Here is a 13,976-nt window from a genome sequence, read left to right on the forward strand (position 1 = left end):
GATGTATAGTAGAATTTTTAAAAGAGTGATTTTATTCACTCTTTTTATCGGTATTAGTTTATCTAGTTCTTCATTCATTAAACCACAAACTTATGTTAGAATGGAGAAGACTTACGGACAAGTTAGTGTTAAAAGACTTGAAAAACTAGATAAGTTAATGCAAGATATACAAAATACAAATGATGCAAATAAATTAGTAAAAGTTAATGAATTTTTTAATGACCCAAGTATTATAAAATGGCAAGATGATATGATAACTTGGGGTAAGACTGATTATTGGGCTAATAGATTTGAATCGCTTGGAAAGGGTTTTGGAGATTGCGAAGATTTCGTAATTGCAAAATATCTTACTTTACTTGATTTAGGAGTTAGTGAAGAAAAATTATTTTTTACATACGTATATGCTAATTTAAATGGTAAATGGATTTCTCATATGGTTTTAGCATATTATGAAAAACCTAACGATATTCCTTTTATTTTAGATAGTAATACAAATTCAATTAAAAGAGCAAACAAAAGAGTTGATTTAAAGCCTGTGTTATCGTTTAATGCTAAAGACTTATTTTTAGCACAACAAGCATCAAGCGGTAAATTATCGGCAAAATCTTCAAAATATACAAAAGATTGGTCTAGTTATTTAGAGAATTTAAAAAAGGGTGATTTATGACTTTATTTAAGCAAATTTTATTAGGTGCTATAGTTTTTATATTAATTATAATAGCTATTGTTGGTGTTAAAAACTATCAAACTACAAATGATTTTATAAACGAGCAATTAAGTGCAAATGCAAAGCATACAGCAACTTCGCTAGGATTATCAATTGCTACTTTAGATAATGTTGATAAAGATAGTGTTGAGCTTATGATTAATGCTATTTTTGATAGTGGATATTATCAAGAAATTAAATTCACTGACGCAAATGATGAGATAGTTTATGATAAAAGTAAAGAAAAAGTATTTTATGGAGTTAGTGATTTATTTGTAAAACTTGTAAATATTAGCACTCCTGTTGAGAGTTTTGAGATTAGACAATGGAATAAAATAGGCACTATTTATGTGCAAATTAGCCCTGCATTTGCTTACGAGCAACTTTATACAACCCTTAAAGAATTGTTTATTAATTTAGTGATTATTTTTATAGTTTCTATGATTTTAATTTATTTTTCACTAAAAGCGATTTTAGCACCACTAAATAAGGTTAGAAAACAAGCAGAAGCTATACTTGAACACGAGTTTATAATACAAAATAAACTACCATTTACCCAAGAAGTCAGAAAAATGGTAATGGCGATGAACTCAATGGTAGGTAAGGTTAAAGATATATTTGATAAAGAGAGCGAAACGCTAGATAAATATAATGATTTGCTTTATAAAGATGAAAGAACTAAGCTATTTAATAGAAGATATTTTATAAATAAATTTGAATCAATTAAAAGTAGGGAAGAATATTCAAATGGATATTGCTTTTTATTAAGTATTAAAGAAACTTATAATCTAAAAAAGATTTTAGGTTTTAATAAATCTATGGAATTTTTAGGAAGATTATCAGATATTTTAAGAGATAATGATAAGGTTTTTGATAGTGAATGTGTGTTTTCAATTAATGAAAATGATTTCGCTGTTTTAGGCGAGAATTCTTTAGGTTTTGAAGAAAACTGCGTAAATTATCTAAATAAAATAAAAGATTTATTTAAAGAATTTGGACTTGATGATAGTGAGTTTTTAATAAGCAGTTCTTTAAGTTCTTATGAAGGAAAAAAGCTAAATGAAATTCTTGCTGAACTAGACTTATTGTTAATTAAAAATAAGACTAATTATTCTTTAAACAAATCAAATAATTCTGATAATATTATCTTAGGTAAAGAGCAATTTAGAACATTTATTTATAACGCTATGAATAATAATGATTTTTGTTTTGCTAGCCAAGAAGTTTTAGATACTGATAATAATGTATATCATAAAGAATTATATTTGAGATTAAAATATAAAAATGAATTAAAAAATGCTTCTTATTTTATGCCTATTGTAAATGAGCTTAATTTATCAAAAGAATTAGATATTTATGTATTAAGTAAGGCTTTAAGTGAAGAATTTAAATCAGGAATTTCTGTAAATATTTCAAATGATTTAATAAAAGCAGAAAATTATCAAAAATTAGAAAAAATATTCAAAACTAGAAAAAATGAAAAAGTTTATTTAGAACTTGCTATGAGTAAGGAATTAAATATTAGAAATCTTATTGAGTTTTCAAGATTTGCTAAGACTTATGATATAGCTTTAGGGCTTGACCATTTTACTTTAAACAAAGAAAACTTAAGTATTTTAAATGAATTAAATATTTCTTATATTAAAGTTCAGGCAAGAACATTGCTTGATTTATTAGAAGATGTTAATGCTAGTGGGGCTAAAAATGCTTTAGAAATTATCTTAAATTCAAAAGGAATAAAAATAATTGCAATAGGTATAGAAGATGAAGAAACTTACAACAAAATAAAAGAATTAAATATTAATTTAGTTCAAGGAAATTACACAAGTAAAGTTAAGGAAGAAATATGATAAATACAAAAACAGATGAATTGCTAGATTGTCTAGTTATTCTTACTAAGCTTTATAACAATCCTTATAGTGCCGAAGCACTTACGGCTGGGTTGCCTTATGATAAAAATTTAGGCGGTATAGAGCTATTTTCAAAAAATAATAAAAAATCTCTTTTTAGTAGAGCTGCAAAAAGAGCTGGTTTTGCTAGCACATTAGTGAAAAAAGATTTAAAAGATATTCCTAATTTAGTATTGCCTTGTATTTTAATGCTAAAAGACCAAAAAGCATGTATTTTACAAAGTTTTCAAGATAATGATAAATTAAGTATTATTTTTCCAGGATTTGATGGTGCAGCTACATTGGTTAGCAAAGCAGAAATTGAAGAAGAATATTTAGGCTATGCTTTTTATTTAAAAAGAGAATTTGTTATTAAAAATGAAATAAATAATCTTAAAAATAACCCTAATGAGCATTGGTTTTGGGATACGCTTAAAAAATCAAAATCAATTTATGTAGATGTTTTACTAGCTTCATTTATCATAAACTTATTTGTTTTAGCAGGTCCGCTTTTTACAATGAATGTTTATGATAGGGTTGTGCCTAATAATGCAATTGAGACTTTATGGGTTTTAGCTTTAGGAGTATTTGTTGTTTATACAATTGATATGATTATTAAATTAGTTAGAGCTTATTTTTTAGAAACAGCTTCAAAAAAGAGCGATATTATTATGAGCTCATTAATTTATGAAAGAGTGTTGGATATTAAATTAAGTTCTAGACCTGCTAGTGTTGGTTCTTTTGCACAAAATCTAAAAGAATTTGATACGCTTAAAAGTTTTTTTGCAAATGCTAGTATTGCTGCTATTGTGGATTTGCCATTTTGTATAATATTTTTAGCAACAATTTATTTTCTAGCAGGGCATTTAGTAGTAGTTCCTGTTGTTGTGATGATACTTATTTTAATTTATACATTTAGTATTAGAAAACCTTTACAAACTTCAATAGAAAGCACATATCAAGCAAGTGCATTTAAAAATGGTGTTTTAATTGAGAGTTTAAATACACTTGAGACAATTAAGACTTTAGGTGCAGCATCTTCTTCTCAATGGATATACGAAGAAGCAACAGGAGAAATTGCTAATAAAAGTATAAAAAATAAATTATTATCTAGTTCTATTCCTATGGTTACAGGGTTTTTAGTTCAATTTAACACTATTGCTATTGTTGTATTAGGTGTTTATATGATTAAGGATATGGAGCTTAGTATGGGTGGTCTTGTTGCTAGTGTGATTTTAAGTTCTCGTGCAATATCTCCTATGGGTCAGGTAGCTTCTCTTATATCAAATTACGAGCAGACTAAAACAGCTTATAAGAGCCTTAATGATATTATGAATATGCCAGTAGAGCGTGAAAATGGCAAAAAATTCGTAAGAAGAAATAATTTCTTAGGTGGTATTGAGTTTAAAAATGTTTCATTTGCTTATCCAGAAGCTAAAAAAGAATCTTTAAGTGATGTTAGCTTTAAAATTAATGCTGGAGAAAAAGTTGCAATTATCGGTAAAAATGGTAGTGGAAAAACAACTATAGAAAAATTAATTATGGGACTTTATGAGCCAAGTAAAGGTAGTATTCATGTAGATGGTATTGATATTGAGCAAATTGACCCAGTGGATTTAAGAGAGCATATTGGCTATGTTTCTCAAGATATTATGCTATTTAAAGGCACTTTAAGAGAAAATATAGTTTATAAAGCACCTTATGCAAGTGATGAAGAAATTATAAAAGCTGCAAATATTTCTTGCGTTAGTGAATTTGTAAATTCTCACCCACTTGGATTTGATATGCCTGTTTATGAGCGTGGAGAAGGTATAAGTGGGGGTCAAAGACAAGCTATTGCAATATCAAGAGCGTTTATAACAAATACACCTATTATGCTACTAGATGAGCCAACAAATCAAATAGATACTCAAACAGAAGCAAAAGTTATAAATAATTTAAAAGAAGCTTGCAAAGATAAAACATTAATAGTAATTACTCATAAACAATCACTTCTTAATCTAGTTGATAGAATAATTGTAATTGATAATGCTAAGGTAGTTTTAGATGGAAGTAAAGAAGAAGTTTTAGCAAAGTTAGGAGCTAGTAAATGAAAAACTATACAAAAGATGATTTAGATTTTATGAATAGCTTATCACAAGCTGTATTATCAAAAAGCTCTCAAAAAACAAAAACTATGCTTTATATAATTATTACTTGTGTAATTGGTTTGATTGCTTGGATGAGTGTAGCAGAGATTGATGAGATTACAAGGGGGCAGGGCAAGGTAGTACCTAGTGGTCAAAACCAAGTAGTTCAAAACCTAGAAGGTGGTATAGTTCAAGAATTATTAGTAAGAGAAGGTGATGTTGTAAAAAAAGGTCAAGTATTACTTAAGATTGATAATAAAAGTTTTGAGAGTTCTTTAGGCGAGAGTGAAGTAAAAATTAGTGAGCTTTTGGCTAAAAAAATTAGGCTTTTTGCTCAAGCAAATAGTAAAGAATTTGATATTAGTATTTTAAGCGAAGATGAAGTAAATAAAATTTTCCCACAGACTTTAAAAAACGAACAAAGTTTATATGAGAGTAATATAGAGCAATTAAAAGAAAAAATTTCTCAAAAAGAAAGCGAAATAAAGGAACTAAAATCAAAAATCAACCATCTAAGCACGAGTTATAATTTAGTATCTAAACAAAATGATTTAACTTATAGTCTTTATAAAAAAGGTAGTGTAAGTGAAGTTGAATATTTACAAATTAGCAGACAATTAAATGATATTAGGGGAGAATTATCTCAAGCAAGATTATCGCTACCTAAATTAGAAGCTACATTAAATGAAATAAGATTAGGTTTTATTAATGATTCTAAAAAAGAATTAAATGAAACAAATGCTGAAATTGCTAGAATTAATAAAAGCCAAATAGGTCTTGATGATAGGGTTGATAGAACCTTAGTAAAAAGCCCTGTAAATGGTATAGTTTCAAAGCTTAATGTTCATACTGTTTCAGGAGTAATCAAGCCAGGTGAAAATATAGCTGAAATAGTTCCACTTGATGATAGATTGATTGCTGAAGTTAAGGTTAAACCTGCTGATGTGGCATTTTTAAGAGAAGGTTTAAGAGCTATTATTAAGGTAAGTGCTTATGATTTTAGTATTTATGGCGGACTTGAAGGACAAGTTATGCAAATTAGTGCCGATACAGAAACCAATGATAAAGGAGAGAGTTTTTATTTAGTAAAAATCGTAACAGAAAAAAATCATCTAGGAACAGATGAGCACCCACTAAATATTAAGGTGGGTATGATAGTAAATGCTGATATTGTTACTGGTAAAAAGACTATATTAGATTATTTATTAAAACCAATATTTAAAACCAAACAAAATGCTTTAAGGGAAAGATAATGCAAATAATTATAAATGTAGAAGATAAAGAGCTAAGAACTTATTTAGAAGAAATATTGAATGATTTTAATGTATATTCAACAAATTATTTAGATGTAATAATAGCTAAATACAAAGATGCTAATGTTATAATTTGCGATAATATTGATAGTATAAAAGAATTATCAAAATATAATTTTAAATGTCTAGCTATATCAAAAAATCCAAATTTTATAGAATCTCAAGCGTTTTTAAATGGCAATGCTAAAGGGTATGCAAACGCAAGAATGCAAAAAATTCACTTTATAGATGCAATTAATTGTATTAGTAATGGCGGTATATGGTTATTGCCTGATATTATTAGTAATATGATAAGTCTTATTAATCAAAGCTATAAACAAGATAATAATGATTTATATGAATTATTAACTGATAGAGAAAAAGTAGTTGCAAATTATATAAAAGATGGATTAAACAACGCACAAATTGCTAATATTTTGCAGCTTAGTGAAAGAACTATAAAGGCTATAACTTCAACTATTTATCAAAAAGTAGGGGTTAAGAATAGAATTCAATTCGTAATGGCTTTAAAAAATATTGATAAATAAATATAAAGTCCTATTTTAAATTCTTGTTTAAAATAGGATTAAAATTGTATTCTTTTAGTTAATATTTTTAATTAATAATTATTATTACTTAAGTTTTATTTAACTTTGTTTATTTATACTACGCCTTTTTAAATTATTACAAAAAAGGATTTAAATGAAACTATCACAAAAAATTTCCATATATCTTACCGCAGTTTTAATAATTGCATCAGTAATTTTAACTTCATACGAATTAAATAGAGTTAAAACTATTATTAATTCAAATTACAATGAATTAAATAGAAATGATATAACTTTAAAGAATTTGTATATAAATTCTTATATAGATGTAAAATTAAATAATATTAAAAAAATTGCTAAAAAATTTGAAGAAGCAAAAGATGTAAGCCCAAATTTTATTAAGCAAATAATAGAAGATGATAATAAGATTTTAGATTTTAAAGGTTTATTTGTAGGTTTAACAAATGGCGATGTTTATAAGGCTGAATCTGATTTAACTTTTAGATTAATCCCTAATTTTGATGGTAGAACTATAGCTTGGTATAAAGAAGCTTTAGAATTAAAACAAGCAAATTTATCTTCAGTATATCAAGATGTTTCAAGTAAAAAATCAGCTACAACTATTTTTGCACCTGTAGTAATTGATAATAAAATAGTAGCTGTTGTTGGTGGTAATATTTTAATTGATGATTTTAGCGATGAGATTACTAGAGCAAATTCTTTAAAAAATTCTAGCACTATAATTTTAGATAAAAATGATGAGATTATTTCAAGTTCTAATAAAGATGATTTAGGAAATCCTGAATGGAAAAAAGAATTTGTAAGTAAATTACAAAATTATTATAAAAATGATAATAGTGGTAATTTTATATTTAATAAAAACGATAAAGAATATATAGCTTATTGTTTAGAAGATAAATTAACAGGATATGATGTTTGCTCAATTATGCCAAAGGCAAATATTGATGATACTATTCACAATAGTATGATGAATTCAATTTATGAGTTTATAATATTTATTATTGTAGTTATAGGAATTTTATACTATTTAATCAAAAAATCTTTAAATCCTATGATTGCTATGCAAAATGGTTTAACTGAATTTTTTGAATTTTTAAATTATGAAAAAAATGATGCTAACAAAATCGCAATCACTTCTAAAGACGAATTTGGCTCTATGGCAAAAGCAATCAATGATAATATAGAAAAAACTAAATTATCTTTATTAAAAGATGAAGAAGCAGTAGAACAAAGCGTTCAAACAGCAGCAGCAATTGAAAGCGGAGATTTAAAAGCAAGAATTACTCTAAATCCTGCAAACCCACAATTAATTGAATTAAAAAATGTCTTAAATAAAATGCTTGATACTTTAGAAGAAAAAGTTGGAGCTAATACAAACTCAATTGAAAAGATATTTGATGAATATAGCCAAAACGACTTTAGAAATGAAATAAAAAATGCTAAAGGTAGAGTAGAACTTGCAACTAATATGTTAGGTAAGCAAATAAGAGATATGTTAAAAACAAATCTTGAAACTGCAAGAAACCTACAAGATAAATCTAAAATACTAAAAACAAGTGTTAGTGATATAAACGAAGGTGCAAGAAAGCAAGCAAGTAGCTTACAAGAAAGTGCAGCAGCAGTAGAAGAGATGAGTGCATCTATGCATGCAGTAAATCAAAAATCAAACGAAGTTATTAAAAACGGAGAAGATATTAAAAATGTTATTACTATGATTAAAGATATAGCAGAACAAATTAATCTACTTGCACTTAATGCTGCAATAGAAGCAGCACGTGCAGGTGAGCATGGGCGTGGGTTTGCTGTAGTTGCTGATGAAGTAAGAAAACTAGCTGAAAGCACTCAAAAATCACTAACAGAAATAGAAGCAAGTGTTAATGTATTAACTCAAGGTATAAATGATATGAGTGAAAGCATTAAAGAACAAACTCAAGCAATATCTCAAATAAATGAAGCAATAAGTAGTATAGATGAGCTAACACGTGCTAATGTAGTAGTAGCTGATAATACTAATAAAATATCAGATGAAGTAGATTTAATGGCTAGCATTGCTGTTGAAGCTGTTATGAAGAATAAGTTTGAGTAATAAAATTTATTTCACGATAATAAATTTACAAAAATATAATATCTCTATTTTACAATAATGAAGATATTATAAAATTATTTTTTGATACAAAAATATCTAAAAAAAGATTGGGGAAAAATGGAAAAGGAACTATTAGATAATGACTTTATAGTTAGTAAAACAGATATTAAAGGTAATATTACTTATGCTAATGAATCTTTTTTAAAAATTATAGGTTCAACAGAAAATGAAGTTTTAAATAAGCCACATAATGTTGTAAGACATAAAGATATGCCTAAAGCAGTTTTTAGATACTTGTGGCAACAATTAAAAGGAAGAAAAGAAGTTTATGCTTTCGTAAAAAATAGAACATTTGATGGTGGATATTATTGGGTATTTGCCAATATTAGCATATCTTATGATTTATCTGGTAATACGATAGGATATTATTCAGTTAGAAGAAAAATAGGTAAAAAAGCTAAAGAAGTTATTATTGCTTTATATGCTAAAATGCTTGAAGTTGAGAAAGCTCAAGGAGTTGATGCTTCTTGGAAAATTATAGAAGATATTTTGAAAAAAGAAAATAAAGGTTATAACGAATTTATGATAGGTATTCAGGGGCTAAAATGAGTATATTTAATAAAAATAATGATGAAGCATTCAATAAAATTATAGAAGTTTTAGAGCAAACTTCAAATGGATATTTAGAATCAAGAGTTACTGGTATAAAGGGCGAAAAATACACAATATTAGCAAATCATTTAAATAATTTGTTAGACCAAATAGAAGTGTGGCAAAGAGAAGTTGCTAGCTCTATTGAGGTTGCTTTTTCTGGTGCAACTTATAGAAATATTAATAGTGTAGGTTTAAAAGGTAGATTTAAAAGCACTGCTGATAATTTAGTAAGTGCTATTTTAGGAATTGCAAAAAGTATAGAAACTCAACGCTTAAATGAACTTAGTATTAAGGTTCAACAAAACAACAATGATTCAGGTATAATTGATATTTTAACAAATGGCTTAAGCACAAATCAAACTAATTTAAATAGCATTTTAAATTCTTCAAAGCAAATTGCAGATGATTCGCATACTACTCAAACTATGGTAAAAGAATTGTCAAAAAGCTCAAATGAATTACAAAATTACATAGGTTTATTTACTGATTTAATCAATGGTCTAAATGAAAAAACAAATGAAATATCAAAAATTATTGAAATGGTAAAAGACATTACAGACCAAACTCAATTATTATCATTAAATGCTGCAATTGAAGCAGCAAGAGCAGGAGAGCATGGTCGTGGATTTGCGGTAGTTGCTGATGAAGTAAGAAAATTAGCAAATAATACAGAAGAAGCTACTAATACTATTAATTTGAATATAAATTCTTTAAAAGAAAGTGTTAAAAAGTGTTTAGAATATTCAAATCAAGTTTCAGAAATTAGCAATAAAAATCAAGAAAAAACAAATCAGTTTTTTGATACTTTAAGTTCTTATGAAAAATTATCTGAAAATAACTTTAATAATGCTCAAAATAGTGGTAGATTGCAAAATAATTTATTTATACAAATACATTTATTACTTTATAAAGATGATGCGATTAGATGTTTGCTTAATAAGAATTTAAAACAAAATAAATCATTAGAAGAAAACATTGCAAAATCAATTAAAAAAGAGCAAGAAGGTATATTTAAAGATATTTTAGCTTTATACGAAGAGCTTTATAATTGTGAAGAATTAGACGAGCAAGTAAGACTTGTGAAAAGATTTGATGATTTAATCTTTAATATGTGTAAAAATTGCTAGTTTAAATAAGGAATTTAAAATAAATTTTTAAATTCCTTAAACCTTTAAATATATTCAATTTCGTTTTTAAAATAAATTATACTAAGAGTGATTTTATATAAATTCAAAATCATTTCATTTCTTTTGACATTCTATAAATGAATGAAAATACTTCGGCAACAACTTTTTATATATTTAAAAGCCTATTAATAGTCCTTAAAGTTATTTTAAAACCTAATAAACCACTAAGATATTTAAAAAAACACTCAAAAGGAATTTAAAAACAAACTTTTAAATTCCTTAATCTTTTTTAGTATTTACTTACACTTTTAAAACATACTCACTCATCATCGCCAGGAGCTACTCTTTGTAAGTATTTTACTACTTGATAGTATTCATTCTCATCTAAACTTGCATTATCTTGCATAGATTTAATTGTGCTTGGCCATACATTTTTACTAAACTCATCATAAGCATGTAAAGCATGGCATATACCACATCTTTCTTCAAATAATGCCTTACCATCTTCTATAATATCTTTATTTGTAATCTTAGTATTATCAACACTAGCTACTATCTCTACTACTTCCCAAGTATTATCATAATCATCTACTTTAGTTCCTATTACTTTAACAGCATTAGCATCATCAAGATTTACACTATTTGATAAGACACCTAAAGTATCATAAATAGCTTTTCCGCCTTTAGGACGATAGCCTGTAAGTTTTATCTCACTTTTATTATTATCATTTTTAACTATATCAAACTTAGTTCCTATAATAATTGTTCCTATTGTTTTATTATTAATACTTAAAGGAGTGTTTTCTAAAGCATAATTATTAGCTAATAATGAGCTTGTAATTAAACTTAATAATATTAGTTTTTTCATTTTTTATTATCCTTATAAATGTTTTTATACTTATTATTATTTGTTTTTATTACTTATCTTAATAAGTATTTTTAAAGCCTAAAATATACTTTTAGGCTTTATTTAATTTATGCTTTAAACTTTGGTTGTCTAAATAAATCAAGTGCTGGAATTTCTTTAGTATATTTTTCTATTTCTACTAAAGCAGTTGCTTGATTACCACAAGCAAGTTTACTACTTGGAATATCAGCTATAAGCACATTCACATCTCCGTGTAAGCATAAGCCTTTTTTATTAGGATTATACCAAGAGCCTTCTTGCATTCTAATTACACCAGGTTTAACATATTCAGTTACTAAAACACCACCTAGTATTTCTCCTCTATCATTAAATATACGAACTATATCTCCATTTTTAATACCACGAGCTTTTGCATCAATTGGATTCATCCATAAGCTTTCTTTTCCTTCTACTTCTTCAAAATCTCTTAAAAAAGTATTATTAAGTTGTGAGTGTAATCTATACTTTGGATGTGGAGTGATTAGATTTAATTTATATTTTTTAGCATTGCCTAAATATTCAGCTGGTTCATAAAATTGAACTAAGCCTTTGCAATCATCATAGCCAAACTTATCAATCTTTTTAGAAAATATTTCTATCTTACCACTTGGAGTTCCTAATCTATTAGTAATTGGGTCATCTCTAAAATCTTTCATTTTTACGAAATTCTTAGCTTCTTCAGGAGCTTTAAATTCTACATAGCCTTTAGCCCAGAACTCATCAAAGGTTGGCATTGATAGGCCTGTAGCACTTGCTTTATCGCGAGCTTCATTATAAAAATATTGCACCCAACCCATCATATCGCGACCTTCTGTAAAGGCATTTAATGCGTTATCTCCAAAATGCTTTAATATACCACAACAAATATCATAGTCATTTTTCGCATTGTAAAGTGGTTGTATGGCTTGTTTAATTGCAAATATATATCTGTTAGTATTTGCTTTAGTTATATCATTTCTTTCTATTTCAGTAGTAGCTGGTAGAACTAAATCAGCATGTCTTGCACTAGCAGTCCAAAAACAATCTTGAACTATAAAACTATCAACTTTTTCAAATGCTTTTAATTGTCTATTTCTATCTTGATGATGGTGCATTGGATTACCACCAGCCCAATAGATACATTTTATATTAGGAAATACTTTTTTCTTTCCATTAAAATCATATTCTTTGCCAGGATTTTCAAGCATATCTACTATTCTTGAAACAGGAATTACTTCGTTTTCTCTATTACTCCATTCTCCTTTAGTTGATGGGCTAACACTTATACCACCAATTCCTGGAAATCCAGCAAAATCCTTGCTCGTGTCAAATGTAGCTCCACTTCCAGCACCATTTAAAGTTAGAGAGCCTGGAATTGGTAACCCACCTGCATAATGATATGCAAACCCATATCCACCACCATCAAGTCCAATTTGTCCTAAAACAGATGCAAGAGTTATCATAGCCCAGTGAGCTTGTTCTCCGTGATGAGCCCTTTGAAAACCCCAACCTGCCATAATCATAGTTCTATTTTTAGCCATAAGTTCTGCTAATTCTTTTATTTTTTCTGCTTTTATACCTGTAATTTTTTCTGCTAATTCAGGAGTTTTTGGATTATTCTCATCAAATAATCTTTCTTTTAATTTAGCAAATCCTACTGTGTATTTTTTAAGGAATTTTTCATCGTGAAGATTGTTTTTAATTAGATGATAACACATTGCTTCTACTAAGGCAACATCGGTTGTAGATTAATAAATACTTGCTTAGCACCTAAAAATCTCGCTGTATCATTATATACTGGGTCAATATTAATTACTTTTATTTTTCCATCTTTAACTAATGCTTGTAATTTTTCTAAATAAGGGTAAGTTTCATGTAATGGCACACCCCAAGCAATTTGATTTGTATTAATCATATCATTTGACCATAAAACAACCACTTTTGAGTGTTCTAATACATTGTCCCAAGAAGTTTGCTTAGCACTTGATTCATCAACACCACTAATATAAGGAGTAATTGCACGAATACAATGAGTTGAGTATGTAAGAGTTCTAGTAGTGCAACCTCCAGCTATATTTAACATTCTTCCAAGTAAGCTTTGTGGGTTATTTATATTTCCAACACAATACCAACCATAACTACCGCCATAAACAGCATTAGAGCCATATTTTTCATAAACTCTTTTAAGCTCATTAGCTACTAATTCATAAGCTTTTTCCCAAGTAATCTCAACAAATTCTTCTTTACCCCTTAAGTTTTTAGGAGCTTTTTCAAATCCTTTTTCTAAAACACTTTTTCTAACGCTTGGGTTTTTAATTCTATCTGGAGCATAGGTTCTAGATAAAACTCCTTGTAATAATGTTGTAGGACACTCATCTTTTTCAAATGGTATTATGCTTTCTAATTTATTATTTTTAACAATAGGATAAAAAGCTCCAAAGTGCGTAGCACTAAATCCATCTACTGCACCTATTGGATCACCTGCTACAAAATCAACAGCACCTAAACTTGACGCACTAGCTGCTACTCCTGCTGCACCTTTTAAAAAGCTTCTACGAGATAACTTTTCCATAAATTCTCCTTTTAGTTTAAATAAAACTTAATTTTTTAAGTTATATAAAAATTATAATATTAAAAT

At 27.3% G+C, this 13,976-nt stretch carries 11 protein-coding genes; 8 read left to right on the forward strand and 3 right to left on the reverse strand.

Going from position 1 to position 13,976, the window contains the following annotated elements:
• Window position 1 precedes the first annotated feature (1 nt).
• The 8 genes from AVBRAN_RS03960 (at window position 2) to AVBRAN_RS11005 (ending at window position 10,452) form a co-directional block, all read left to right on the forward strand.
• Entirely contained in the window at window positions 2–667 is a 666-nt protein-coding gene (locus tag AVBRAN_RS03960) for a transglutaminase-like cysteine peptidase (protein WP_214120625.1), read from the forward strand.
• Window positions 664–2,556: a LapD/MoxY N-terminal periplasmic domain-containing protein gene (locus AVBRAN_RS03965; RefSeq protein WP_214118432.1), complete on the forward strand. Its 1,893-nt coding sequence runs from the start codon at window positions 664–666 to the stop codon at window positions 2,554–2,556. The genes AVBRAN_RS03960 and AVBRAN_RS03965 overlap by 4 nt, the downstream gene beginning before the upstream one ends.
• The gene (locus AVBRAN_RS03970) at window positions 2,553–4,688 is read left to right on the forward strand and encodes a type I secretion system permease/ATPase (protein WP_239803607.1); all 2,136 of its coding nucleotides are present in this window, start codon (window positions 2,553–2,555) and stop codon (window positions 4,686–4,688) included. The genes AVBRAN_RS03965 and AVBRAN_RS03970 overlap by 4 nt, the downstream gene beginning before the upstream one ends.
• Window positions 4,685–5,977, forward strand: coding sequence for an HlyD family type I secretion periplasmic adaptor subunit (locus AVBRAN_RS03975; RefSeq protein ID WP_214118428.1), 1,293 nt, complete (start codon window positions 4,685–4,687; stop codon window positions 5,975–5,977). The genes AVBRAN_RS03970 and AVBRAN_RS03975 overlap by 4 nt, the downstream gene beginning before the upstream one ends.
• Window positions 5,977–6,564 (forward strand): response regulator transcription factor, encoded by a 588-nt coding sequence (locus AVBRAN_RS03980; protein WP_214118426.1) that lies wholly within the window; start codon window positions 5,977–5,979, stop codon window positions 6,562–6,564. Before AVBRAN_RS03975 ends, AVBRAN_RS03980 begins: the two co-directional genes overlap by 1 nt.
• A 154-nt stretch (window positions 6,565–6,718) precedes the next feature.
• Complete coding sequence (locus AVBRAN_RS03985) at window positions 6,719–8,671, forward strand: methyl-accepting chemotaxis protein (protein WP_239803608.1); 1,953 nt, start codon at window positions 6,719–6,721, stop codon at window positions 8,669–8,671.
• Between the two features lie 117 nt (window positions 8,672–8,788).
• The gene (locus tag AVBRAN_RS03990) at window positions 8,789–9,280 is read left to right on the forward strand and encodes a PAS domain-containing protein (protein ID WP_214118998.1); all 492 of its coding nucleotides are present in this window, start codon (window positions 8,789–8,791) and stop codon (window positions 9,278–9,280) included.
• Window positions 9,277–10,452, forward strand: a complete 1,176-nt coding sequence (locus tag AVBRAN_RS11005) for a methyl-accepting chemotaxis protein (RefSeq protein ID WP_275591991.1) — start codon at window positions 9,277–9,279, stop codon at window positions 10,450–10,452. The genes AVBRAN_RS03990 and AVBRAN_RS11005 overlap by 4 nt, the downstream gene beginning before the upstream one ends.
• Window positions 10,453–10,771: 319 nt before the next feature.
• On the opposite strand, the gene AVBRAN_RS04000 is transcribed toward AVBRAN_RS11005, so the two are convergent.
• The 3 genes from AVBRAN_RS04000 to AVBRAN_RS11015 all read right to left on the reverse strand — a co-directional run bounded on the left by AVBRAN_RS04000 (window position 10,772) and on the right by AVBRAN_RS11015 (window position 13,910).
• Window positions 10,772–11,320, reverse strand: a complete 549-nt coding sequence (locus AVBRAN_RS04000; protein WP_239803609.1) for a hypothetical protein — start codon at window positions 11,318–11,320, stop codon at window positions 10,772–10,774.
• A gap of 107 nt (window positions 11,321–11,427) precedes the next feature.
• A complete protein-coding gene (locus tag AVBRAN_RS11010; RefSeq protein WP_275591992.1) occupies window positions 11,428–13,056 on the reverse strand; it encodes a molybdopterin-dependent oxidoreductase in 1,629 nt (542 codons plus the stop codon).
• An 8-nt stretch (window positions 13,057–13,064) separates the two neighbouring features.
• Window positions 13,065–13,910: a molybdopterin-dependent oxidoreductase gene (locus AVBRAN_RS11015; RefSeq protein ID WP_275591993.1), complete on the reverse strand. Its 846-nt coding sequence runs from the start codon at window positions 13,908–13,910 to the stop codon at window positions 13,065–13,067.
• Between the last annotated feature and the right edge of the window lie 66 nt (window positions 13,911–13,976).

The sequence above is a fragment of the Campylobacter sp. RM12651 genome, assembly GCF_022369475.1.
Classification (GTDB): Bacteria; Campylobacterota; Campylobacteria; order Campylobacterales; family Campylobacteraceae; genus Campylobacter_E.

Coding starts and splice junctions, on each gene's coding strand:
- AVBRAN_RS04000 (WP_239803609.1), bottom strand. CDS start 11,320: ATGAAAAAACTAATATTATTAAGTTTAATTACAAGCTCATTATTAGCT.
- AVBRAN_RS03990 (WP_214118998.1), top strand. CDS start 8,789: ATGGAAAAGGAACTATTAGATAATGACTTTATAGTTAGTAAAACAGAT.
- AVBRAN_RS03985 (WP_239803608.1), top strand. CDS start 6,719: ATGAAACTATCACAAAAAATTTCCATATATCTTACCGCAGTTTTAATA.
- AVBRAN_RS03970 (WP_239803607.1), top strand. CDS start 2,553: ATGATAAATACAAAAACAGATGAATTGCTAGATTGTCTAGTTATTCTT.
- AVBRAN_RS11015 (WP_275591993.1), bottom strand. CDS start 13,910: ATGGAAAAGTTATCTCGTAGAAGCTTTTTAAAAGGTGCAGCAGGAGTA.
- AVBRAN_RS03965 (WP_214118432.1), top strand. CDS start 664: ATGACTTTATTTAAGCAAATTTTATTAGGTGCTATAGTTTTTATATTA.
- AVBRAN_RS11005 (WP_275591991.1), top strand. CDS start 9,277: ATGAGTATATTTAATAAAAATAATGATGAAGCATTCAATAAAATTATA.
- AVBRAN_RS03980 (WP_214118426.1), top strand. CDS start 5,977: ATGCAAATAATTATAAATGTAGAAGATAAAGAGCTAAGAACTTATTTA.
- AVBRAN_RS03960 (WP_214120625.1), top strand. CDS start 2: ATGTATAGTAGAATTTTTAAAAGAGTGATTTTATTCACTCTTTTTATC.
- AVBRAN_RS03975 (WP_214118428.1), top strand. CDS start 4,685: ATGAAAAACTATACAAAAGATGATTTAGATTTTATGAATAGCTTATCA.
- AVBRAN_RS11010 (WP_275591992.1), bottom strand. CDS start 13,056: ATGTGTTATCATCTAATTAAAAACAATCTTCACGATGAAAAATTCCTT.